22 protein-coding genes, 1 tRNA gene and 1 pseudogene are annotated in these 21,379 nt (G+C 64.6%); 7 read left to right on the plus strand and 17 right to left on the minus strand.

What is annotated here, in order from left to right; all coding sequences use genetic code 11:
- Positions 1-97: 97 nt before the first annotated feature.
- From MKAN_RS07845 to MKAN_RS07865, 5 genes are all read right to left on the minus strand, one after another.
- Positions 98-1,729 carry a long-chain fatty acid--CoA ligase gene (locus MKAN_RS07845; protein WP_036392667.1) on the minus strand — a complete coding sequence of 544 codons (1,632 nt, stop codon included), beginning with the start codon at positions 1,727-1,729 and terminating at the stop codon, positions 98-100.
- Between the two features lie 142 nt (positions 1,730-1,871).
- Positions 1,872-3,065, minus strand: a complete 1,194-nt coding sequence (locus MKAN_RS07850) for a YncE family protein (RefSeq protein WP_023366989.1) — start codon at positions 3,063-3,065, stop codon at positions 1,872-1,874.
- A gap of 393 nt (positions 3,066-3,458) precedes the next feature.
- Positions 3,459-4,223, minus strand: coding sequence for a DUF427 domain-containing protein (locus tag MKAN_RS07855; RefSeq protein ID WP_103797936.1), 765 nt, complete (start codon positions 4,221-4,223; stop codon positions 3,459-3,461).
- Positions 4,224-4,236: 13 nt separating this feature from the next.
- Positions 4,237-4,518, minus strand: a complete 282-nt coding sequence (locus MKAN_RS07860; RefSeq protein ID WP_036392665.1) for a DUF6295 family protein — start codon at positions 4,516-4,518, stop codon at positions 4,237-4,239.
- Between the two features lie 12 nt (positions 4,519-4,530).
- The gene (locus MKAN_RS07865) at positions 4,531-5,286 is read right to left on the minus strand and encodes a dienelactone hydrolase family protein (protein WP_023366995.1); all 756 of its coding nucleotides are present in this window, start codon (positions 5,284-5,286) and stop codon (positions 4,531-4,533) included.
- A 70-nt stretch (positions 5,287-5,356) separates the two neighbouring features.
- On the opposite strand from MKAN_RS07865, the gene MKAN_RS07870 reads away from it, so the two are divergent.
- A complete protein-coding gene (locus MKAN_RS07870; RefSeq protein WP_225722869.1) occupies positions 5,357-5,869 on the plus strand; it encodes a nitroreductase family deazaflavin-dependent oxidoreductase in 513 nt (170 codons plus the stop codon).
- Between the two features lie 4 nt (positions 5,870-5,873).
- Here the strand turns inward: MKAN_RS07870 and MKAN_RS07875 are convergent, their stop codons facing one another.
- Genes MKAN_RS07875 through MKAN_RS07890 form a run of 3 tightly spaced genes read right to left on the minus strand, consistent with a single transcriptional unit; the run spans position 5,874 to position 8,857 of the window.
- Positions 5,874-7,478, minus strand: coding sequence for an esterase-like activity of phytase family protein (locus tag MKAN_RS07875; protein WP_036392341.1), 1,605 nt, complete (start codon positions 7,476-7,478; stop codon positions 5,874-5,876).
- A 47-nt stretch (positions 7,479-7,525) separates the two neighbouring features.
- Positions 7,526-8,308: a hypothetical protein gene (locus tag MKAN_RS07885; protein WP_023367003.1), complete on the minus strand. Its 783-nt coding sequence runs from the start codon at positions 8,306-8,308 to the stop codon at positions 7,526-7,528.
- Between the two features lie 42 nt (positions 8,309-8,350).
- Positions 8,351-8,857 carry a hypothetical protein gene (locus MKAN_RS07890; RefSeq protein WP_023367005.1) on the minus strand — a complete coding sequence of 169 codons (507 nt, stop codon included), beginning with the start codon at positions 8,855-8,857 and terminating at the stop codon, positions 8,351-8,353.
- Between the two features lie 285 nt (positions 8,858-9,142).
- Here MKAN_RS07890 and MKAN_RS30375 point away from each other — a divergent pair, with 285 nt between their 5' ends.
- The 4 genes from MKAN_RS30375 to MKAN_RS07905 all read left to right on the plus strand — a co-directional run bounded on the left by MKAN_RS30375 (position 9,143) and on the right by MKAN_RS07905 (position 11,943).
- On the plus strand, positions 9,143-9,472 hold the full coding sequence (locus tag MKAN_RS30375) for a hypothetical protein (RefSeq protein WP_082276303.1): 330 nt from the start codon (positions 9,143-9,145) through the stop codon (positions 9,470-9,472).
- A gap of 196 nt (positions 9,473-9,668) precedes the next feature.
- On the plus strand, positions 9,669-10,055 hold the full coding sequence (locus MKAN_RS07895; protein WP_023367007.1) for a hypothetical protein: 387 nt from the start codon (positions 9,669-9,671) through the stop codon (positions 10,053-10,055).
- 166 nt (positions 10,056-10,221) lie between these two features.
- On the plus strand, positions 10,222-10,674 hold the full coding sequence (locus MKAN_RS07900) for a DUF5709 domain-containing protein (RefSeq protein WP_023367009.1): 453 nt from the start codon (positions 10,222-10,224) through the stop codon (positions 10,672-10,674).
- 171 nt (positions 10,675-10,845) lie between these two features.
- The gene (locus MKAN_RS07905) at positions 10,846-11,943 is read left to right on the plus strand and encodes a hypothetical protein (RefSeq protein ID WP_225722870.1); all 1,098 of its coding nucleotides are present in this window, start codon (positions 10,846-10,848) and stop codon (positions 11,941-11,943) included.
- 5 nt (positions 11,944-11,948) lie between these two features.
- Here MKAN_RS07905 and MKAN_RS07910 read toward each other — a convergent pair whose 3' ends face one another.
- From MKAN_RS07910 to MKAN_RS07935, 6 genes are all read right to left on the minus strand, one after another.
- A complete protein-coding gene (locus MKAN_RS07910; protein WP_023367015.1) occupies positions 11,949-12,419 on the minus strand; it encodes a hypothetical protein in 471 nt (156 codons plus the stop codon).
- A 181-nt stretch (positions 12,420-12,600) separates the two neighbouring features.
- Positions 12,601-13,959, minus strand: a complete 1,359-nt coding sequence (locus MKAN_RS07915) for a hypothetical protein (protein ID WP_023367017.1) — start codon at positions 13,957-13,959, stop codon at positions 12,601-12,603.
- Positions 13,949-15,091 carry a sulfotransferase family protein gene (locus MKAN_RS07920; protein ID WP_023367019.1) on the minus strand — a complete coding sequence of 381 codons (1,143 nt, stop codon included), beginning with the start codon at positions 15,089-15,091 and terminating at the stop codon, positions 13,949-13,951. The genes MKAN_RS07915 and MKAN_RS07920 overlap by 11 nt, the downstream gene beginning before the upstream one ends.
- A gap of 9 nt (positions 15,092-15,100) precedes the next feature.
- Entirely contained in the window at positions 15,101-15,985 is an 885-nt protein-coding gene (locus MKAN_RS07925; RefSeq protein ID WP_023367021.1) for a TIGR03619 family F420-dependent LLM class oxidoreductase, read from the minus strand.
- A gap of 35 nt (positions 15,986-16,020) precedes the next feature.
- On the minus strand, positions 16,021-16,227 hold the full coding sequence (locus MKAN_RS07930; RefSeq protein WP_023367023.1) for a hypothetical protein: 207 nt from the start codon (positions 16,225-16,227) through the stop codon (positions 16,021-16,023).
- Positions 16,228-16,232: 5 nt separating this feature from the next.
- Entirely contained in the window at positions 16,233-16,850 is a 618-nt protein-coding gene (locus tag MKAN_RS07935) for a TetR/AcrR family transcriptional regulator (protein ID WP_023367025.1), read from the minus strand.
- A 417-nt stretch (positions 16,851-17,267) separates the two neighbouring features.
- Between MKAN_RS07935 and MKAN_RS07940 the strand changes: the two are divergent.
- A pseudogene (locus tag MKAN_RS07940) lies at positions 17,268-17,840 on the plus strand (DDE-type integrase/transposase/recombinase); the annotation flags it as partial.
- A gap of 14 nt (positions 17,841-17,854) precedes the next feature.
- Here MKAN_RS07940 and MKAN_RS31785 read toward each other — a convergent pair.
- The 3 genes from MKAN_RS31785 to MKAN_RS07955 all read right to left on the minus strand — a co-directional run bounded on the left by MKAN_RS31785 (position 17,855) and on the right by MKAN_RS07955 (position 20,147).
- Entirely contained in the window at positions 17,855-18,481 is a 627-nt protein-coding gene (locus tag MKAN_RS31785) for a TetR/AcrR family transcriptional regulator (RefSeq protein ID WP_080674040.1), read from the minus strand.
- Positions 18,474-19,727 carry a cytochrome P450 gene (locus tag MKAN_RS07950; protein ID WP_023367032.1) on the minus strand — a complete coding sequence of 418 codons (1,254 nt, stop codon included), beginning with the start codon at positions 19,725-19,727 and terminating at the stop codon, positions 18,474-18,476. Before MKAN_RS07950 ends, MKAN_RS31785 begins: the two co-directional genes overlap by 8 nt.
- 346 nt (positions 19,728-20,073) lie before the next feature.
- Positions 20,074-20,147: transfer RNA gene (locus MKAN_RS07955), tRNA-Leu, on the minus strand.
- A 357-nt stretch (positions 20,148-20,504) separates the two neighbouring features.
- Between MKAN_RS07955 and MKAN_RS07960 the strand changes: the two genes are divergently transcribed.
- A complete protein-coding gene (locus MKAN_RS07960; protein WP_023367034.1) occupies positions 20,505-21,329 on the plus strand; it encodes a PPE family protein, SVP subgroup in 825 nt (274 codons plus the stop codon).
- The last annotated feature ends 50 nt before the right edge of the window (positions 21,330-21,379 follow it).

Genomic DNA, 21,379 nt, shown 5'->3' on the forward strand with positions numbered 1-21,379 from the left:
CACCTTCCTCGCGAGCAGACACACAATCGCACGTTTTGCCGCGTGGCTATGCGATTCTATGACTGCTCGGGCACAGCGGATGGCGCCCCCGCGGCGTTCAGTTGTGCACCTCGACAACGTCGTAACCGCCCTCGGCGTAGCGGGACCGGATGGTCTTCTTGTCGTACTTGCCCACGCTGGTCCGCGGGATCTCTTCGGCAACGGCCCACCGTTCGGGCAACCACCACCGAGCTACCTTGTCCGCCAAGAACTTCCGCAGATCACCGGCACTCACGTCGACTCCCTCGCGAGTGACGACCACCGCCAGCGGCCGTTCCTGCCAGCGCTCGTCGGGCACGCCCACCACGGCCGCCTCGACCACGTCGGGATGCGCGATCAACAGGTTCTCCAGCTCGACCGACGAAATCCACTCGCCGCCCGACTTGATGACGTCCTTGGCCCGGTCGGTGAGCGTGATGAAACCCTGCTCGTCGATACGGCCGACGTCGCCGGTGCGCAGCCAGCCGGAGTCGAACTTCGACTCGTCATATCCCAGGTAATACGAACCGGTGATCCACGGACCGCGAACTTCCACCTCGCCGACGGCTTTGCCGTCGTTGGGCAGCACCTGGCTGTTGTCGTCGACGATCCTGGCCTCCACCCCGCACACCGGCTGGCCCTGCGTCGACCGGATGGCCCAGTGCCGGTCCGGCGGGGTTCCCGGGGGCGGCCACGCCATGGTGGCCATCGGCGAGGTCTCCGTCATGCCCCACAGCTGCCGGATCTGGACGCCGTGCTTTTCTTCGAAGGTGCGCATCAGCGATTCCGGGACCGCCGAGCCGCCGCAGGCGACCAGACGCAGCGAGGACACGTCGTGGCCGGGGTCTTTCGCCAGGTGATGCATGACGTCGTTCCAGATGGTCGGCACCGCGCCGGCCAAAGTGGGCCGCAGGTTCTCGATCATGTGGACGAGCGACGGGGCGTCGAGATGCCGGTCCGGCAGCACCAAGTCGGCACCGGCCATCAGGGCCGCATACGGCAGCCCCCAGGCGTTGGCGTGAAACATCGGCACGATGGGCAGCACCCGATCGCTGGAGCCCACCCCGATGCCGTTCGTGGTGCATGTCGCCATGGTGTGCAGAAAGCTCGAACGGTGGCTGTAGACAACACCTTTGGGATTGCCGGTGGTGCCGCTGGTGTAGCACATCGCGGCCGCGGAATTCTCGTCGAGCTGCGGCCAGTCGAACTCGGCCGACTCGCCGTCGATCACCTCGGCGTAGCGCAGCACGGTCTTACCGGATGCCTGTAAGGGCGCGGTGTCGCCGTCCCCGACGGCGATCACCGTGTGCACGCTGTCGAGTTTGGACAGCACCGGGGCCAGCAGCTTGGCCAGGGAGAGGTCGACCAGGATGACCCGGTCTTCGGCCTCGTTGGCCACGTAGACGATCTGCTCGGCGAACAGCCGGATGTTCAGCGTGTGCAGCACCGCGCCCATCGACGGCACGGCTAGGTAGGCCACCAGATGTTCGGTGTTGTTCCACATGAAGGTGGCCACCCGCTGGTCCCCGGTGATCCCGAGGCGGCGCAATCCGTTTGCCAGCTGGGCGGCGCGCTGCCCCACGTCGCGGTAGTTGGTGTGCCGATAGCCGTCGCCGGTGGCCGTCACCACCTCGCGTAGGCCGTGGACACCGCAGCCGTGCCGCATGATCGCGGTGATGGTCAGCGGGAATTCCTGCATCGTGCTGTACATCAGATGTACCGCCTTACGGATCTCGGCGCAGCACCGCCTCATGTCTGGTCGGGCGAATGCTATCGCCGCGGGCAAGTCATGAGAACGGGTTCCCCCGAGAACCGCGTTCAATGCCGGGCCGGAGCGGTCCCGGCCACGACCGTCAGGCCAGCGCCGCCTCGTACTGCAGCAGCTCGGGCAGGATCCACTCGGTCGACGCCTCGTACTCGCGAGCGTCGTCGATGCGCGCGACGGTCGCGGCGACCGGCACCATGGTGATCGTGCCGGTGTAGTCGGCGATGTACACGTGGCCGCCGTCCCGGCTCTCGATGACGCAGGACGGTTGCGCGACGCGGACGGTGCCGATGATGTCCTGGGTGAGCGTGTTCAGCACCGTGACCCGGTCCTCGCTCACCAGGTAGGCCCGATCACCGTCACTACTCAGGGTCAGGCGGGTGACCAAACCACCGATCTGGTCGATCTTGCGGGTAGCGGTGACCTCGCGGGCGCGGCTGTCGACGACGTCGACGACGGCGCCGAAGTCGGCGCCGCAACTGGCGACGTAGACGGTGGCGCCGTCGGGGCTCACCGCGACATCGCGAACCGCCGAACCGATGTCGATGGTGTCGACGACGCGCAGTTTCGGCTTACCGTCCTGGGCGACGTGGGCGTTTTTGGGGTTCTTGCGGCGCCAGCGCGAACGGCCGGTGGCGCCGCCATCCGGGTCGGGCTCCGCGCGCGTCGCGACGACGACCAGCTGGCCGCCGGACGGTCCGTTGATGGCGACGTAGAGCCGGGTCCCGTCGGTGCTGCTGCGCACACACTCGGCGGTGGTGCCCGGGGCGGTCGCGATGTCGATGGCCTCGACGCCGCCTGTGGCGGTGTCCAGGACAGCGACGTCGGCACCGCGGGCGCCGTTCCGGCTGACGTAGACGTAGTTGCCGCCGGGGTCGACGGTGAGATCGTTGACGCTGAGCGTCAGCGGGTGGGTGGCGGCAAGGGTGTTGGTGGACGTGTCGATGACGCCGATCGAGTCGTAGGACGGCGACACGATGCTGACGTATGCCCGCGCGGCCGGCGCGCTGCCGGTGGCGATAGCGAACGGCTCGTTGACGCCGGCGATGGTCTCCACCACCCGGCAGTTGTCGGTGTCGATGACCGACACGCTGTGGTCGCTGTAATTGGTCACCAGCAGCCGGCTGCCGTCGGGGCTCATGGCCATGGCAGCGATGGGGCCGTTGTTCAGGCGGATCTCGACCGCGGCCGGCAAATCCGGTGTAGCGCCGGACCCGAAAAGTTGGACCTGTGCGCCATCCCGCTCATCCCAGCCGGTGTTTTGGCCGTTCACATCGCTCACGTTGGCACCGCCTTTGCTGTGTTGCGCGGGCTTCAGACATCGCCACTGCTCTGTGCGACCTGACCGCCCCGGGGACCACCCGGATTTCAGCACCAAAAAGCACTGATTGACCGCGTTCGCAAGAGTCTAGCCGTTGAATTATCGACGAAAAGATTTCGATTTCAGCATTGTTACCCACGTCACCCCGCGGCCTCAGGCTAAACTCAGGCTGCAATAATCGGGCATTTTGTCAGCGGGCTTACAGCAAACACGGATAGCTGCTGTGTCAGCCACTTCAGCCCTGGGGCTAACTTGTTGCCGAGCAATTACGCGGTCGTTAGATAAGAAATTCTTATATTGCACGGCCAACAGAGGCGAATATCACAATGCGCTAAGCCGGTTCCCGCGGCCACCTCAGCTGAATTGGGTGCGTGGGCGTGGTAGCACGACACCGTCGACAATGATGTCGAGCTTTTCGTTGTAAAACGCCACCAAACCGGCGATGGCGGCGACGGCCGGTAACGGGTACTGGTAGGTCCATGCCAGGTCAGCGTGCAGCGTGTCGCCGACCCGCACCGACCAGTAGCCCGATGTCGTTCCTTTGTACGGGCACAGCGTCCGCGTCGAGCTGAGTTCCAGGTGTTCGAAGGCGACGTCGGTGGGATCAATGTAGTAGCGGGTCGGCAAACCGGTTTCGAACACCAGCACCGGTGACCGGGTGTCGGCGAGCACGACGCCGTCCAGCTGCACCCGGACGTGGCGGTGCGAGCGCAGCGCGTCCACCCGGGTGTACGGATTGCGCGGGTGGCCATAGATCTGCTCGTCCTCCTCGAACCACCGCAGCGGGTCCCAGTCGAAGCGCACCGTGCCCGCGAGCGGACTGTCGCCGTCGGCGTCGAATACTCGCGCGGCCGACGGGTGGGTCCGGTTCGCACCGACCAGCGAATATAACCGCGACGGACCGAATTGAACTTTTTGGGGATGGTCCTCGTCACGCAGGAATTCCCTGCGGACATCGGTAATCGGCACGTAATACGTTGGGTAGTAAGGTAATTCCCATACATAGCGGGCGGCGGTGGTGTCGAATACCAGCGCGTCGTCAAGGTAGCCGCGGATCCGGCGCGGCGCCGGCTCGATGCGTCCGCGCGCGGCCGCCATCTGTGGGTAGTCGTGATCGATGCCCATCTGTCGGCTACTGGTCCTTCTGGTATTTGGAAGCCAGGCCGGCCGGCGCGTGGGCGATCGCGTTGCGGATTGCGTCGGCCAACGCCAGCGCGCTTTCCTCGGTGAGTTCGAGCGCGACCCGAGCGGACGGGCCGAGATCCGGGTTGATCACATCGATGTTCACCGTGTGGCCGTAGCGGGCATGCACGGGGTGATCGACATACACCGTGGCCCGGCTGGCGCCGAACCACCCGGTCGCGCCCTTGGCACTGCCGTCGATCTGCAGGTGTTCGGTCAGGTAAGTGCACATGCGTTGGGACACCTAGCCTTTCAGGTGCGTAGCGAAGAACTCGTCGATGCGGCGCCAACCGTCCAGCGCCGCCTCCGCGCGGTATGCCGGCCGGTCGACGGAAAAGAACGCATGACCCGCGCCCTCGTAGGAGGTGAACGAGTGCGGCTTGCCCCGCCTGGTCAGCTCGGCATCCAGCGCGGCTACCCCAGCGGGCGCCGGGAACCGGTCCTCGACCCCGAACAACCCCAGCAGCGGGCAGCTCAGGTTCGCCGCCAGGTTCAGGATCGGTTGCATGGTCTTGGGCATCCCTTCCGGGGGCTCCTCGACGATGAAAGCGCCGTAGCAGTCCACGGCCGCGTCGAACGGCAGCCAGCATGCCGCCAGGAAGGCGTGCCGCCCGCCCGAGCAGTGCCCGATGACGCCGAATCTACCGTTTGCTCCGGGCAGCGAGCGCAAGTGCTCCACGGCGCCGGCAACATCGCCGACCAGGCGTTCGTCGGGGACACCACCGGCTGCCCGAGCCGCGGCGGCGGCATCGTCCGATTCGGCGCCCGGGGCCTCACGGGAATACAGGTTGGGCGCCACGGTGTGGTAACCGTTGACCGCGAGCCGCCGGACGAACTCCTTGGTCTCGCGGTCGTAGCCCGGCATGTGGTGGATCCAGACGATGCCGCCGCGCGAGCCCTCGGCAAGCGGCATGGCCCGATAGGCCTCGATCTGGTCGCCGCGGTGCCCGGTGATCGTGATCGTTTCCGCGCGAATGGCATCCGGACTGACAGCGTTCATCGTGACCCTCCTTGTCTGGCGCAGCCTCTTCTCGCCCCCGGCTGTCCAACCTATCGAGTACCGTCTAGCCGTGGCACTGAGGCGGGAGAGCCCGACTCGCGGACGACGGTTGCGGCTGGACGAGGCGCTCATGGAACGCGCTTTGATCAGCCCGATGGGTTACCTGTTCGCGCTTCACGTAGCGCCGCGCGTCGACAAGGTGCTGATCCCGCGCACCAGAGGCCGGCTGAGCTCGGTCGGCTGGAACAAGGTTGGTCTGCTCACGTCGACCGGCGCCAAGTCAGGCCGGCCGCGCAGCCAGCCGTTGGTATTCCTCGAAGACTCCGACGGTCTGCTGGCGATCGGGTCCAACTACGGGCGGGCCAACCATCCCGCGTGGAGCGCCAACCTGCTGGCACACCCCGAATGCACGGTTGAATTCAAGGGACCGCCCAGGCGGTACCGCGCAGAGCTGCTCACCGGCGACGATCGCGCCAGAGCATGGGCCACCGCCACCGATTTCTACGCCGGCTACGAGCGCTACCGCGCCAAGTGCGCTCCACGACAGATCAGGGTGTTTCGGCTGCGCCCACTGACCGGCTGAACGTTCAGCGGACTTTGATCGGAACTTTCATTGATTCGGTCTTCGGCGGCAGCGCTGTCGTGTCGACGACGAGAATCTCGCCGCTGTCCTGCGTCCCGTTGGGCAGGATCTTGGGCCGCAGACGCATCGGCGGGGTCACCGAAGCCAGGCCGGCCAGGCCGAAATCGCTGTCGTTGGCGATGACGAGTGTCTTACCACCGTCTGGGGTGATGAGGCCTTCGATCTTGTCGTGTCCGTAGAAATCACCGCTGGCCGACAGCGTTCGCAACAGAGCTTCAAGGTCGAGCTTCAGCGTCTTGGCGGCAACGGTGATCCCGGCGGCCCTGAGCTTGGCGACGACGGCGTCCGCATCGGTACCTACACCGATGGCGGTTTCGATCGGGACGCCGTTGATGAGCAGGCCGCCGGCGTCGGGCTGATACGACGCACCGGGCACCGTCGAGCGGGGGCCGACGTCGGTGGCCCCGGCAATGTCCACCGCGTAGATCTTCTTGTTCGCGTTGGGCGCAGGCTTGCTGTCCCGCTCGACGACCAGGAACGTGGTGGCGCTCAGCGCCGTGATCTCCGATACCGCGAAGTCGGTGTCCTGAGGATTGGCCAGCGGATACAGATACTCGTGGACGATTTGGGGGTCGACGACGTTGACGGTCACGATGCGGGCGAGCGGCACCGATTTTGCGGAGCCCTGCAGCCCCGGTGTCTGCAGCGCCGACTGCATGATCCCGGCCAACATCGTGCCGTCGGGGCTGATGGTCAGCCCCTCCATTCCGCGGTTGGGGCTGCGCAGCGACAACTCCTTGGGCAATGTGCCGTCGAAGGGCGAAAGGCGTTCCAGCTCTTTGCCATTGGCGTCGAAGTGGATGAGGTAGGGGCCGTACTCGTCGGACACCCAGAAGTTGCCATCGAGCGTGGCGACCAAGCCCTCGGGGTCGACTCCGTAGTCCGAAGTCGGCAGCGGCATGCCGTCGAGGTCGACCGCCGACTCGCCGGTATTGGCCTGCCGGTCGACCAGCCCGACCAACGGTGAGCCGTCCGAACCGCGCAGCGGGATAGTCCGCTCGACTGTGGCCACGCCGTCGGCGAGCTTGAGCTTGGCTATATGCGGCTGGAAATCCGGTACCGGGAACACCCTTTCGTTGGGGGCACGCCCGTCGACATTGGGGCCGCGGTCGGTGAGGCCGTAGATTTCATCGGAAACGCCGGGTACCGCGGCTATCCCGGACCCGTGCGCACTGGCCTTGATGGCGACACCGCCCATGGTGACCAGGGGCAGCTGATTCTCGGCGTAGGTCTTGACGGCGCGACTGACGGTGACGCTGAGTTCGTCGGTACCGGTGAAGCCGCCGTCGGGGGTATATGTCAGTGCCCCGTTTGCGGCGTATGCGATCTTTCCGTGCGCTGGCTTACCCAAGGCCACGGGTGTCAGGCCTCCGGTGGCGGCCAGCATCCGGTCCGGGGTGATCGTAAGCGCGGTTCCGGCCTTGGTGCTCAGGTCCACCCTGCCCGGATGCGCACCCGTAAAGTCGGACGCGCTCGACGAGCAGGCCGTCAGCGCTGCCGATACCGCTACCGTCGCAACCCACCATCTCGTCGTGTTCGCCATGGGCATGATTTAGCAGGAGAAGTTGTCGCGCGGGTAACGGGAGCCGAGATTTGCTAGCGCTTCTTGTCGCGAACCTTGTAGGTCGAGGGCCACGACTTGCGCGACTCGTCGCCCGTCAGCGGCGTTCCCATGCCGCCGACCTTGACGTTGTAAGCCTCTTTACCTGGGCCGACTTCGCGATTGGCGTGCTCCTGGGCAAGGTAGTACAGCTCGTCGATGGTGGCTTCGTCGTAGGCGACGAAGGAGGTTTCCCGGACGGCGTCGCCCACCCCGGCCAGCATCCGATCGGACAGTAGCCGGGACGCCAGGGCCGCCAGGCCCAATAGCGAAAACGGGACGACCCAGTAACCGATGAACGACAGCGGCGTCTTCGTGTCGAGGATGGTGGCGTCGCGCAGCACGATAGGCGGGATCGCCGATGACAGCGTCATCCCGGCAAACGCGGCGACCCACAACCAGGTCAACGTCACGGTCATCCCGTCGAACAGCTCGGTCTTGACCACGTCGGGCGGTTGTTCGGCCGCGGCGAACTCGCGGACGAACGGTTTGCCGATCAGCAGGCCGGCCAGCGCCCCGAGCAAGATCCCCGCGTTGCTCAACGGCTGTATCCACCGCGCCATCACCGGCTCGCTGAGCGCAAAGGTCAGCACCGTCAGCACTGAAAACGTTGCGACAGCAGCGATTTCAATCGTTCGGCCGGGCTTGTCGGTGGCCCGCCCGACCGCAAACACCGCCAGCGCGATCAACAGCGACACCGCGACGGCAATCTCGAACGGGACATTGCCGACCAACACCCAGTAGACGATCCACGGCGCGAAACCAAAGAGCATACCCACGAAGGCTCAGTTTATGGCCGGTGCCGCAACCGCAGCGCGCAGCTACCACAGCACGCCGTGGCTGGCGGACAGGATGAAGCCGTGGTTGCCCTCCGTCTGGCAGTGCACCGCGCCGGTGTCGTCGATCGCGCAGCTGGCACCAACCGTCTGCACCCGTTGACCGGCGGGAAGCACCGGGACGTCACGGGTGAAGGTCGCAGTATTGGATTGGCGATATCCGGCGGGATGGGCGGCATCGGCGAAGGTCTGGTTGGTGCCCGGCGGTGCGTCGGCGGGCACCATGTCGCAGCCGATCGGGCCGCCGTTGGGGGCCAGGCCGCATGACCATCCCCCGGGTGTCTTGAAGTAGAGCCAGTACCCCCAGAAGTTGGGCGTCTGTGGCGTGAGGCTGCCGTAAACGCCTTCGTAGAGGCCCGCGGCGAGCGGATAGCGGTCGAGGTCATCCCGCGGTGATGGGTTGTCGTCGCCGGGCGGGGCGGCAACCGCCGGCGCGACCGAGATCACCGTCATGCCCAGACCGGCCAGCAACCAATAACGCCACGACGACACGTGGTGACGACTGCGGCAACTATGCAGGCAATGCCGGATCATAAGGGCACCCTCGTCCGCTGAGGCGCTCGCCGAATAGGGACTTCAGACCTCAGTTCGCAGGTAGTTGGTCGCTGCTATGTGGGCGGCACCCGAAACTGTTGAACAGTGCTCCCGGACAATCCGTGTGGGCCCAAAGTCTCTATTGACAACCGGATGCCGTTGTTACCGTTGGCCGGCGCCGACTTCGATTGCCGGGTAAATGGAAACTCAATGAGATGCGCGGTAACACATCAGTTAGGGACGATGACGGAGAGTGAGGAGATCACCGGAACCCTGTCAGGCTTAACGATGACGGACACCCACACAAAACGTGTCGAACAATTCGGTTCCGACGGTTGCAATTTCGTGACGAGTATCTCCGATCCGGCCATGCTCGTTTTCAGTCCTGATGGGACAGTGGTGATACGCAAAGGACCGAGTCAGATGGAAGTGACTTACAACAGCAAGTGTGGCAACTCATATACCACGACGATTCCGGAAGAAGACGATTCCGGAAGAAGAAGCATCCTTCCCCTGGTGGGCGATCAACTAGCCGCAGCTCCTAAATCACAGCTGGACACAGCGGTGGACTGAGCACCGTCGAAATCGGGGAATCATGCAGTTACCTGCACATAGACAAACACCGGGCGCCGTCGCGGCGATGACGATGGTCACGCTCTGGCTTGCGGGCTGCCACTCAACGACGACGGGTAGGCCGGTAGCCCAGCCGGAGAATGGCCGCAAAGACGGACCAGCCAGCACCACCTCGTCCGGCATCGGCCTGCCGCCCATGAAGCACTTCCGGATCGGCGACCAACGCTACGGCACTGTGCACGACTGCCACGTCAACGGCAATGCGGTCACGTGCACCCTGAGCATGGAACCGTCGTACATGGTGCAGTCGTTTGAAGGAACCATGACCGGCACTTTGTCCGGGGTTACGTTGACGGGAACGCAGACCACGCACCAGAGGTACCCCGACGAGACGGATCGCTCGTGCATCTGGACCACGGATACGTCGGATCCCGTTACCTATGTCTTCAGTTTGGACGGGACGGTGGTGATGCGAGGGGGACCCGGAGAGGTGCACTCGACTCGCAGCGGCAGTTGCACAGGCTCAGAGTCCGGCAACGGCGGGATATGGGAAAGTTCCGAGAAGTGGTCGGTGATCGAGTAGGCAGGAATAAGACCCTCATTCGCAGCTGCGGGTATGGGCGACGAGCCCAACGTCGCCGCCCATGAAGGCCCAACGACCCTAGGGCGGAGCACTCGTAACGCTTTAGGTTGTGGATTGCCCGCGAGTCGAACGATTCCGCGTGATCAGGATTTGGAGGAGGGACACCGTGAGCAATGCCTATTGGGCCGGCCCGGCGGCAGGTGAATACGGCACCGAAGACGACAATCAGCTTCAACCCGAGGACACGCTGATCGACCGGGGCGTCGACGACATCCTCGACGAGGGGTACTCCCCGCCGGAGCGTCCGTACGCACCTGGCGCCTTCGGCCCTTCCGAAACACTGGACCAGCTGCTTGCGGAGGAAGAACCGGATCCGGCGTCGCGAATCGATGTGTTGTTGGACGAAGACGAACGGCAACGCTCCGACGAAGCCGAGCGCGAAGCCGAGTTTCCGCGGCACGGCGAGGTCGGACGGGCCCGAGCGGGGCGCCTCGTCGCGCCTGACCTGGGCTTCGGCGAAGACACCGAGGCAGAACTGGTCGCCGAGGACGTCGGTATCAGCGGCGGCGCAGCCTCGGCTGAGGAAGCCGCGATGCACATCATCGAAGACGGCGACTAACCGTTCGACATGGGTGCCCACAGTCGGGCGACGCCCACGATCCGGCGCCGCAGGAGTTGGTGGGCCGCATTGCTGGCCGTGTCAGCGCTGGCCGCATGCACTCCGGGGACCAGAACCAATTCACCCGCCTCGCAGCCGCCACCCACCGCGACGTCCGGGACAACTGCCCCGATGACCATGCGACCGGGTGCGCTGTTCTACACCAAGACGGGGTCGCTCTACGTCAGCGAACCCGCCGGTACCCCCGGCCGAAAGCTGACGGACGGACCCGCGGATGCGCAGCCGGCGCCGTCCCCAGACCTGTCGCACGTGGTATTCGTCCGCAAGGCGACAGCCGCCGACTATGGCGGTGAACTGTGGATACTCGACCTGTCACCGCAACTGGCACCCGTCGGTCCACCGCGGCGGTTAGTGGATCCAGCCGCCCTTGCGCATGGCAGCGGCGACGTACCCGCGATGGTCGCCAGTCCCCGGTGGTCACCCACGGGGAAACAGGTTGCCTTCGTCGACAACCCGACCGGTGGGGCGGTGGACGGCGGCTACCTGCTGGTCGCGGCGGCCGACACCGGTGCGCTCGCACCCACACAACAGAAGCTGTTCGCCGAATCCGGCTTCGCGTGGGCGCCCGACGGCCGCCACATCGCCTGGGTTCAGGCACGCAGCGACGTGAGGCCGGTGGATGTCAACGTCCTTGCCGTCGGCGGTGCGTCCACGCCTGTCGCCACCGACACGAACGCCTCCTCGGTGACTTACTCCAAGGATGGCCAGGCAATACTGTTCGCCAACGGTGACGCATCGGGGCTGGACGCGGGCGTGCCCCCATTCGCCGTCCGCACTGGCGGCATCTACTCCGTCGCCGCCGCCGAAACCGGCGGGAAGCGGCCCGCACCCACTCCACTATTCGCCAAGCCGGGTTCGTACTACGGCGACATCACGGCCTTGGGTTCCGGCGCTGTGGCGTTCACGACGCAACCTCCCGGGCGGGGCGCCGCCGATCCATCGAAGACAATCCAGGTCCTCGACGCGGGTTCGTCGCTGCCGCGCACGACGGTCACCGACGTCGCGGTTATGTTGACCTGTCAAGACTCCCCTCGCGGAGGGAGCGTTTGTAATGCCGCCCAGGAACCGGTGTGGGGTGCCGGCGACTTCGTCGCCTACCTGGACACGTCCTCCGGGAACTGGCTGGTGGTAACGGATCTCGACAACCGCAGCCCTACCCGGGTAGACACCGGCGTGGACACCTTTGCTTGGTCGCCGGCGGCGCGATAAGGACTCTAGGTCTGCTGCGCCCGCACCCACTCGAACAGACCGGCCGGATACGCCTGGCCCTGATACCCCACATACGCCACGCCGAGAAGCTTGTCCGCGTCTCGCGTCCACGCGATGCCGCCATCTCGGTCGGGCAGGAAGGTGCTCGCGCGTCCGCAGACCACCGACCCGTATCTGGTGCCGTCGGATTTCGTCAGCGGAATTGGAAGAGACGATCGCATGCCGGGACACGCCGCAGGCGTCCAATCCGGACCACTCAAGGCGGACGCGAATGCCTCTTGCATCGCTTTGTCATCGCCGAACAGCCAATAGGTTGCCGCCGTCGGGCCGCCGGGCAGCGAGTTGGCCCCGCAGCTCACAGCGGCAAGTGCCGCCCCGGCCGCGGTCGGTTTGCATACGCCGCTGCCGTAGCCTGCCGGCAGCAAGCCCGTCAAGTCACTCAGCGGGTCGGCGCTGGCCGGCGCGGCCGTACTCACGGTCGCAACAACAGCGGCAACAAGGCAGCTCAAACGGATCATGAAGCCACGCTCGTTGTTCGGGGTGCTCCTCGTACAGGGACTTTGGACCTCAATACCGAGTGTTGAGGCCCTCTGCCGATCCTCCATGGATTCCCGGGCGCCGGATCCTTCGGCGTTGCGGTTCGAGTCCGGAGCCCACTCAGTACTGCCGGTAGCGACGTTGGACGTGTTCCTGGCGGACACGTATTTGTTCGCGCCGGTCCTCGGGCGAGAACCTGGGTGTCGACGCGGGTAGGTGATCGTCAATCTCGTCGAAAACGACCTTGCGCGCCGTCACCACGGGCAGCCGCTCTGTCGGCTGGGAATAGGTCCAACGCATGGTCATGAAGCCCCGGCGTAGCCCGGTGGTGTCCAGCCAGTTGGGCACACCGGGGTCGCGGTGGGCGACGACGTAACGGTAGTGCCCGTCGTCGTCGCGGCGGGCCTGGGTGCCGTTGAGACTGCTGACGTGGTTGGCGTAGTCGTGTGACTCGCCCCAGACGTTGGCCAGGTGGAAGCCCATGTAGGCGGGCGGTTCGAACACTTCGGTGTCGATGAGCAGGACCTCATCCTCGGCCAGGTCATACATCCCGCCGGAATAGACGTTGGTGCTCTGTCCGCCGCCAGTAGCCAGTGACGCACCGGCCGGGGCGTTGAACCCGTTGCGCGGCATGAAGGTCAGCCCGTCGCCGTTGCGATCTCCGTGCGCCTCGAGCACCACGTCGTAGAACTTGTTCCAGAACCGGGTCTGGTTGTCGACGATCTCGCCGACGCGGCGCATCGCGGCCGCGGCGGCCGGCGCGTCGAGCGCGGGTGGATGTTCGCCGACCTTGTCCAGGCGGTGGATCAGCAGTTCGGGGGCCTCCTCGCGCTCCCAGTCGTGATACAACGCCCGCACGGTGACATACTCCGCGAAATAATGAACGTCGGAGCCCTTTGAAATGCGCTGGGTGGAGATGAAATTGCCCTCGTACCCGGCTGGCCGCTCGGGGGCCAGGATGATTTCGAAACGTCCGTCCTGCCCGATAGTCAGCTCGGCGGAGTCCAGCTTGCCGGTGTTGCCGCGCACGCCGGGCCGCAGTTCAGCGAGGTCGCCGGTGTCGCCGGCGTAGCCGGTATGGGCCTCGACGATGAGGTATTGCGGCGCAATGGCACCCGACGGCGCCGGCGGCTCACCGCGCCAGTGGCGTGAGTCCGGTACCTGGCCGGTGATCCGGTACTCATACCGGCCGTCGATGGGTGTCGAGAGGTACATCGCGTCGGCATTGTCGATGGTGGCCTTGTCGAGCACCCCGATGGCGCGGCGGAAGTACGGAAAGGCGGGATCGCCGAAGAAGGCGCGCTCCACAGCCGAGTGCACGAAGCCGAGCAGATAGCGATAGCCCTCGGCGAGCTCGCGCGGCCCGGACTGCGGCGGAGCGTATAGCTCGGGAGATTCCAGGGCATCCCGCGCCCTACCCAACCGCTCGATCATCTCGTCCCAGGCACCGCGCAACGCGGCGGCATGGTCATCCGACACGGTCAGCCTCCCAACCAAACCGATCGAACAACGGCGCCAGGTGGATACGGATGCCGTCGGCTTCCAGGCCGAACTCTTCGAGGCTGTACGAGTGACCGGATCGGTACTCACGCCCCTTCTCGGCCGCGAGCGCTTTCTCTTGCTCTGGGGCCATGTCAAGACCGAGCTTGTCGTACACCTGGTGCATCGTGCCGGACGGATCGGTCACCAGGTCGCGGTAGTTCAGAATCACGCTGGGCACCTCGGGGTGGGCGTCCAACACCTCCAGCGGGTGCTGGTAGTAGTGATACGACGACTCCACGAACGACCGGAACGACGCCTGCATGTCGCTCTCCGATTGCCTACGGGCCGACCAAGCAAACTGCATCAGCTTCAGGAAGCTCGGGATCGTTTCGTACGGATTGCGCACCGGCACAACGAATTTGGCGTCCGGGAAGGTCTGGATCAGGCTTTCGACGCGGCCGCAGTGAATCGGCGCCTTGGACAGGTGCGTCTTGCCGGGTCCATTGAGGACCAGTTGGCGGCGCACGCACTCTTTGTAGAACTGCATGACGCGGCGCCGCTTGCGCGCCGGCCACCGGTCGTCGACGTAGTAGAAGTCCAGGTGCTGAGCCCGGGGATACTGCACGACCCAATAGCCTGAGGCGCACGACATCGTCAGCAGGAACTCGTCCTCCTCCGGTGCGAACAGCCCCGACTCGTGAACTTGGTTGCTCTTGCTGAAAAGCCGTTCATCGAGGGCGTCGATGCGCCTGCGCAGCCGGCCACCCAGCCGCTGGTCCCACCGCAACACCGCCCGCAAAACCTTCTTCTCGATGAGCGACGGGAAAAACATTTCCCACAGCAGGACATACGAGAACCGGGGATCATTGGCGAGCATCCGATGCAAGTAAGTGGTGCCGCTGCGGGCGTGACCCACCACGAAGACGGGCTGCCGGACGTCGGTGCGCCGCAACGCCGGGAAGACGATCGGGTCGAGTGCGAACGTCACCGCGTGCAGAAGAGCCATGGCCGGGACGACGGCACACAGGGTGCGGTACTGGCGCCGGCGCCGGGCAGGGTCCTGCTCGAAGCGAACCAGTTGGACCATCGCCCACCAGGTGCGCCAGTCAAAGTAGAAGAAGCTTTTCACGACGTCCTTTCAGGGGCTGACCTTGGTGATGACGGTTTCGGCGAAGCGCTCGAGCTTGGCCACCTTGTCCGCCAGCGGCTGCGGATCTTCACCCTTGGTGTAGGGATTTCGGAAACCCACGATGACGTCGGTGACACCCAGGCCCTCCAGCCGCTCGCATCCGTCAACCGAGCGCCCGTCGGGGCTGGCGACATGAATCTCGAAGGGCTCGTTCGACTTTCCCGCCTCGGCGCGAAACGCCTGCAGTTTGCCCAGCATCGATTCCAGCATGTCGTTCGGACCGCCCGCGTGCATCCACCCGTCGGCTTTGGTCGCCGCGCGCCGCAGGGCGGCCTCCGAGTGGCCGCCGATCAACAGCGGAATGGGGTGAGTGGGCACCGGACAGACCTTCATCGACGGCACGTCATAAAAGCGGCCGTGGAACTCAAAGAACTGCCCGGACTCCAGCCCCCGAAAGATGTCGATCGCCTCGTCGAGACGGGCGCCCTTGCCGGCGGGGTCAACGCCGGCCATCAAGTAGTCGTCGGGATACGGACTGCTACCGATGCCGACCCCGAGGCCGAGACGGTTGCCGGTCAGTGTGGCCACTGAGAACGCCTCCTTCGCAGCCAGCACGGGTGAGCGGACCGGAAACTTCACCACGAAGGTGTTGAAGCGGATGCGTCGGGTGAGCGCACCGAGATAGGCGGCGAGCACGAACGGCTCGATGAACTCCTTGCCCTCCAGGAAGCTACGGTCACCGTCTGCGGTGTACGGATAAACAGCATCGGAATGCTGCGGATAGCCGATGGAATCGGGGATGGCGAACCCGTGGTACCCCGCAGATTCCGCTGCAGTCACGAGGCGGGGCAGATACTCCGAACGCGTCATCGAGTCCGAGAAGGTGAAACGCATATCAGCCGCCCGTCAGTTCTTTGATCGCATCGTTTTCACGGCGGGAACAGCCGTTGCCGTCGTGGATGAACCGGCATCGATGACGGGTTCTGCCGGGTGATGTGGCGCGACTCGTCACCGGCCAGCTTGGTCGGAGTGTGGCTGTGCCCAGAACTGGAGAAGGTGGTGAACCCGTTGCGTTCTGCCGCTTCCCCGGTGTGATCCGGGGGTCGCTTGCCAACAGGGCGGTGCCGAAAACCCATATATATCAATGTTTTCCGGCGGTGTGCGGGTCTCGCTGCGAATTCATGATCAGGGATACCGCGTCGTCGAGCTTGTCGGCGACGGCCCGGTAGCCGCCCGCTGTCGATCGGGCATGCATCTGCGCCCCGGAGAACACCATGTGCAGGGTTGCCGCGACCTCGGTTGCGGCGCCAGGCCCGAGTGACGCGGTGATACGACGGCTGACCTCCACCGCGATCCGTCCCCGAATGTCGTCCATCACCGGGTCGTCGGCCATGATCGCCGTCGTGCATGCGTCGGCGAGATAAGGCATGTCCGCGACGAGCAGTAGCAACTCTCGCAGCTGGGCCTTCACCCTGGTCTCGGCATTGTCGTTGACGTCGACGAAGGTGTCGGCGTCATGCAGGAGTCGTAGGTAGACCTCCCCGATCAGGGTGTCCTTCGACTTGAAATAGGTGTAGGCGGTGGTCGGGGAAACCGCGGCCCTGGCGGCGACTCCGCGCACGGTCAGCTCGGCGTATGGGGACTCGGCCAGTTCTTCGACGGCGGCATCGAGAAGCCGGCGAACACTCTGCTCAGCGCGCTTGTCCCTGCGCCTCTGGATGGGACGATCGACGCCGCCTCGGAAGGTGATTCCGGACATCTGTTCAGAATATCCAGCGAGGCGGGTGTCCGCGGTGATTCGGCGAATATTGCTGATATGTGTTTGCTCTCGACTCCGAACTGGTCAATATTTCTCTGCACTGTCCCCAGGGAGGGGTATCTACTACTCTCTTAGTGAACACTTGTCCGGGAATCGTGGAACGTCTGGCCGCTGAAGGCGCGCCGCGGTGATCTATCAACCGGTGGTGGGTTATTCGCGAAAACGGCGCCAGATCACCTATCAAGCGAACCCCTTCGCGATCGACCTTGGACCTTGACCCCGCGTGCTGGACACGCTTAATCCCGGTGTCAGACCGGGGGAAGCGAGATTATCCAACCCGATGGCAAAGAGGAATTACAGTGAAGAGTTCCGCCGCAACGCCGTTGAGCTGTACCGCGTCACCGAGGGTGCGACCAAACCGAGCGTGACATCCTGCGATCGGCGGCCAAATATTTCGCCGGGGGAGACGAACTGGTGAACCGCTTCCAGTTCGTCGCCGACCACTCCGACACCTTCGAGGTGAAGCGGTTATGCCAGGCTACCAACATATCCCGGTCGTCGTATTGCGCGTGGTTAAGCGCCGCTGAGGCCAGGGCCGCACGCGTGGCAGCTGACGCCGAGCCGGCCGAGCACATCCGCGCCGTGCACGACGCGGCCAACATCTGCGGGCGGCCGCGGATCACTGCCGAAATCAACGACGGAAAGCCGGCCGATCAGCGGATCAACCACAAACGGATCGGGCGAGTCATGCGCGAGAACGCAATCCAGGGATTGCGGCTGCGCCGCAAGCATCGCACCACGATTCCCGAGCCCGCTGACACCGCGTCCAAGGACCTGCTCGATCGAGATTTCACCGCCACCGAGCCCAACACCAAGTACGTCGGCGACGCCACGTACCTGCCGTGCGGACAGGGCCAGTTCTTGTACTTGGCGACAGTGATCGATTGCTTTTCCCGGCGCCTGGTGGGGTGGTCGATCGCCGACCACATGAGCTACATGGATAGCTACGGTGCAGCGCTAACCAGCGACATCATCCGTGGATACAGGATGGCTGGACCGAGCCATCGAGTAATGAACCGGCGTAGTTCGATTCCCTCGCGGGGTGGCTGTACGGGATCGGTCAGGATGGACTGCACTGTGCGCAGGGTCATTTCGGCGAGCTCACTGAGCGCGGTGGTGTCGAAACCGTGAAGCCTCCAATCCACATCGAAGCGGTGGAAGGTGGACAAACAGATTGTGATAGCCGTGTCGGACGTCAGGGAGGTGGCGGCTTCGCCTTCATGCCGCCGGGTCAGCAGGTTTTCCAGCTGTGGATCACCGGCGAGATTGTCGATTCCAAACGACACGCTTTCGACGATTGCGGTGACTGGGTCGTTGAGTCCCCGAACGTGTTCTACAACTTGGTCGATGAATCCGTCGACGGCTCGCATTGCGCTGGCGATGAGCAACGCGTCGGCATTGGGAAAGTAGCGGTACACCGTCTGACGAGTGACTCCCAGCCTGCGGGCGACGTCGGCAAGGCGTAATGCCGCTCCATGCTCCGCGATCTCCTCGTCTACCGCGCTCAGAATGCGCGAAATAGCTTCCTCGTCCGATGAGGGAGTGACACCCCCCCAGCCACGACTACGCATCCGCCGTCACAAGCCTTTCGCTGGTGAACTCAATCGAAAGGGTTGTCGGGCCGGTCATTCCCAGAAGGGGTTTCCACGGAGCCGGTCCGACACGATGGGGGCCGGTGAGGCGACGGGCAAGGACGGTGAGTGCTTCCGCCAGTTCCCGGCGTGCGAGGTTCGCCCCGAGGCAGTAGTGCGCGCCACCGCCGAACGTCAGAATCGCGGGGAGGTCATTGCGCGTGATGTCGAAGCGGTCAGCGTCGTCGTAGATCGCTGGGTCTCGGTTGGCGGCAAAGGTGTTGACGACTACGAGGGTTCCTGCCGGGAATGTGTGCCCACCGAACTCGACGTCGTCAACGGCGGCTCGCGGGACGATGCAGGCTGCGGGTGAGTGGCGCATGCTCTCTTCGACCGCCTGCATCGCAAGCTCCGGTTGCTCGCGCAACTTTGCCCACTGGTCCGGGTGCTCGCAGAGCACCTGCACGGACGCCGACAGTTGGTTTCGCGTCGTATCCGTTCCCGCCATCAGGAACCCGGCGACCAGCATGCGGAGTTCGTCAAGATTGAGCCGGTCACCGTCGCTTTCTGCGCGTATGAGTTCCGAGAGCAGGTCATCGGTGAGGTTGTCTCGGCGGGCGGCGACCATGTCGTCCACGTAGGCGTCGAGTTCGCCCCATGCGCGCATGATCGCGGACTCATCGAAGGTGACGTCGGGCTGGAAGTTGAGAGCTTTGAAAATCTCCTCAGTCCAGTCCGCAAACAACTGCCAATCTTCGCGGGGCGCGCCGAGCAGCGTGCAGATGATCGGGGTCGGGTACTGATACGCGATGTCGGTCACGACGTCGCACCGCCCGTCGTCCACCACCCGGTCGATCAGCCCGTTCACCACCTCGTGGATCGTCTCTTGCAGGCGCGATGTCGCACGCGGAGTGAACGCCTTGGAGACCAACTTGCGCAAGCGGACATGTCGTGCACCGTCCAGGCCCAGGAGGCTGCTTGCCATCTTGTCGAACAACGGACCCGAGGTGATGCCCTGCGCCGCCAGAGTCACACCGGGTGGCAGGCGGAATCTGTTGTCGCGCAGTATCCCGCGAGCCATCTCGTAGGACAGGATTTCGGGACCAAGCGGCCCGATGGCGATGGGCGAACACGATTGTGCAGTTCGAACATCTTCGAGGATGTCGTGGGGAGTGGCGTTGAGGTCGTAGCTGAACGTGGGGAGTCCGGCTTCGAAGACATTGGGAGCGGCGCTGTTCACGTTCATCGATGTCTCAACTTCCGCTGGAGCCTAGAGAGGCGTTCGGTATGGACATCCATACCAATAGTGTATGACCACTGCCGTAAAGCGGTCAATGCGAAAGGATGAGTCGCCAGTTCAGTAGGCATGTCGCCAGCTGTGATCATACGTTTCATGAAATAACGTCTGCAAAGTGTGCCGAAGACCCGAGCACATGTACTGCCCTGAAGTCAGTGCAATAGCGGATTGCCGACTCATGCGGCAAGGGCCCAGTGTGTGGTGTGTGGGCGCCGTGTGGACGCGGCAGGCCGTCGACGATCGTCACCGCTCATGTGTTCGCGACAAGGATTGCCTCTACCTGCAAGAACGTGGGTGCCCCCAGTCGGACTCGAACCGACACTGGGCGGATTTTAAGTCCGCTGCCTCTGCCAATTGGGCTATGGGGGCCAGGCGGCGAATGTAACGCGCGGACGCCCGGCACGAGATATCCGCTCCTGGATACGAACTCAGAAAACACTAGCGTGCGCCTCGGTCGGAGTTTGAGTAGGATCGCCCGCCGCGCGCCGGGTCGCAGTGGCGCCCATCTGGGGCATATGACATGGCCGTATCGCGCGCATAGAGCTTGTTAAAACTGCCGGCGTTGGCGTTAAGAGGCCGTAAACGTCTGTCACCCTGTGCCTTTCAGCGCCGAATGTGGGGGCATGGCTGGTTAGCGTTACGCCAATACACAGGGGTCGTTACGCAAACACACAGGGTTGACCCGGGGAGTCAACAGGTCGCCATGTTTCACATTAGGAGGCACCAATGTCATTCCTGCAGATAGTGCCGGAAGAGCTGACAGCCGCGGCTACGCAGCTAGGGGCACTCGGCACGTCATTGACCGCACAGAACACGGCCGCCGCCGCGCCTACCACTGCGATAGCTCCGGCGGCTCTCGATGAGGTATCGGCGCTGCAAGCGGCCCTCTTCACCGCGTACGGCACCCTCTACCAGCAGGTCAGCGCCGAGGCCGCGGCCATGCATGACATGTTCGTGAACACCTTGGGGTTCAGCGCCGGTACCTACGGTGCCACCGAGTCGCTCAACTCGGCGGCGGCGGATTCGCCCCTCTCCGGACTCACGTCGGGCATCAGCGGCCTCATCGGTGGTACCACCGGGATGATTCCGGACTCGTTCAACGGCGGCTTCGCCAACATGATGAACATCGGCATGGGGAACTGGGCGTCCGCCACATCGAACCTGCTCGGCTTGGCAGGCGGTGGACTGCTACCCGCCGAAGAGGCCGCTGCCGCCGACTCCTTCCTCGGCGGGGAAGCCGCACTGGGCGAACTCGGCGCGGCGGAGGCGGCGCTCGGTGGAGGTTCCGTCGCGGCCGGAATCGGCGAGGCGTCGGCGATCGGTGCTTTGTCGGTGCCGCCCAGCTGGGCTGGACAGGCGACCTTGGTCTCGAGCACCACCGCCGGAGCGCTGCAGGGCGCCGGCTGGACCGCCGCCGCCCCACAAGCCGCACCCGGCATGCTCTACCCGGGCGTGCCCGGGTTGGCCTCGGCCGCGCGCAACAGCGCCGGCTTCGGTGCGCCGCGCTACGGCGTCAAACCCATCGTCATGCCCAAACCGGTGAGCGTATAGGCGCTGCGCACAGCGCAATTGCACAAATCAACGAGCGAGACTACTCAAAA

The sequence above is a fragment of the Mycobacterium kansasii ATCC 12478 genome (assembly GCF_000157895.3).
In the GTDB taxonomy this organism is placed as follows: Bacteria; Actinomycetota; Actinomycetes; order Mycobacteriales; family Mycobacteriaceae; genus Mycobacterium; species Mycobacterium kansasii.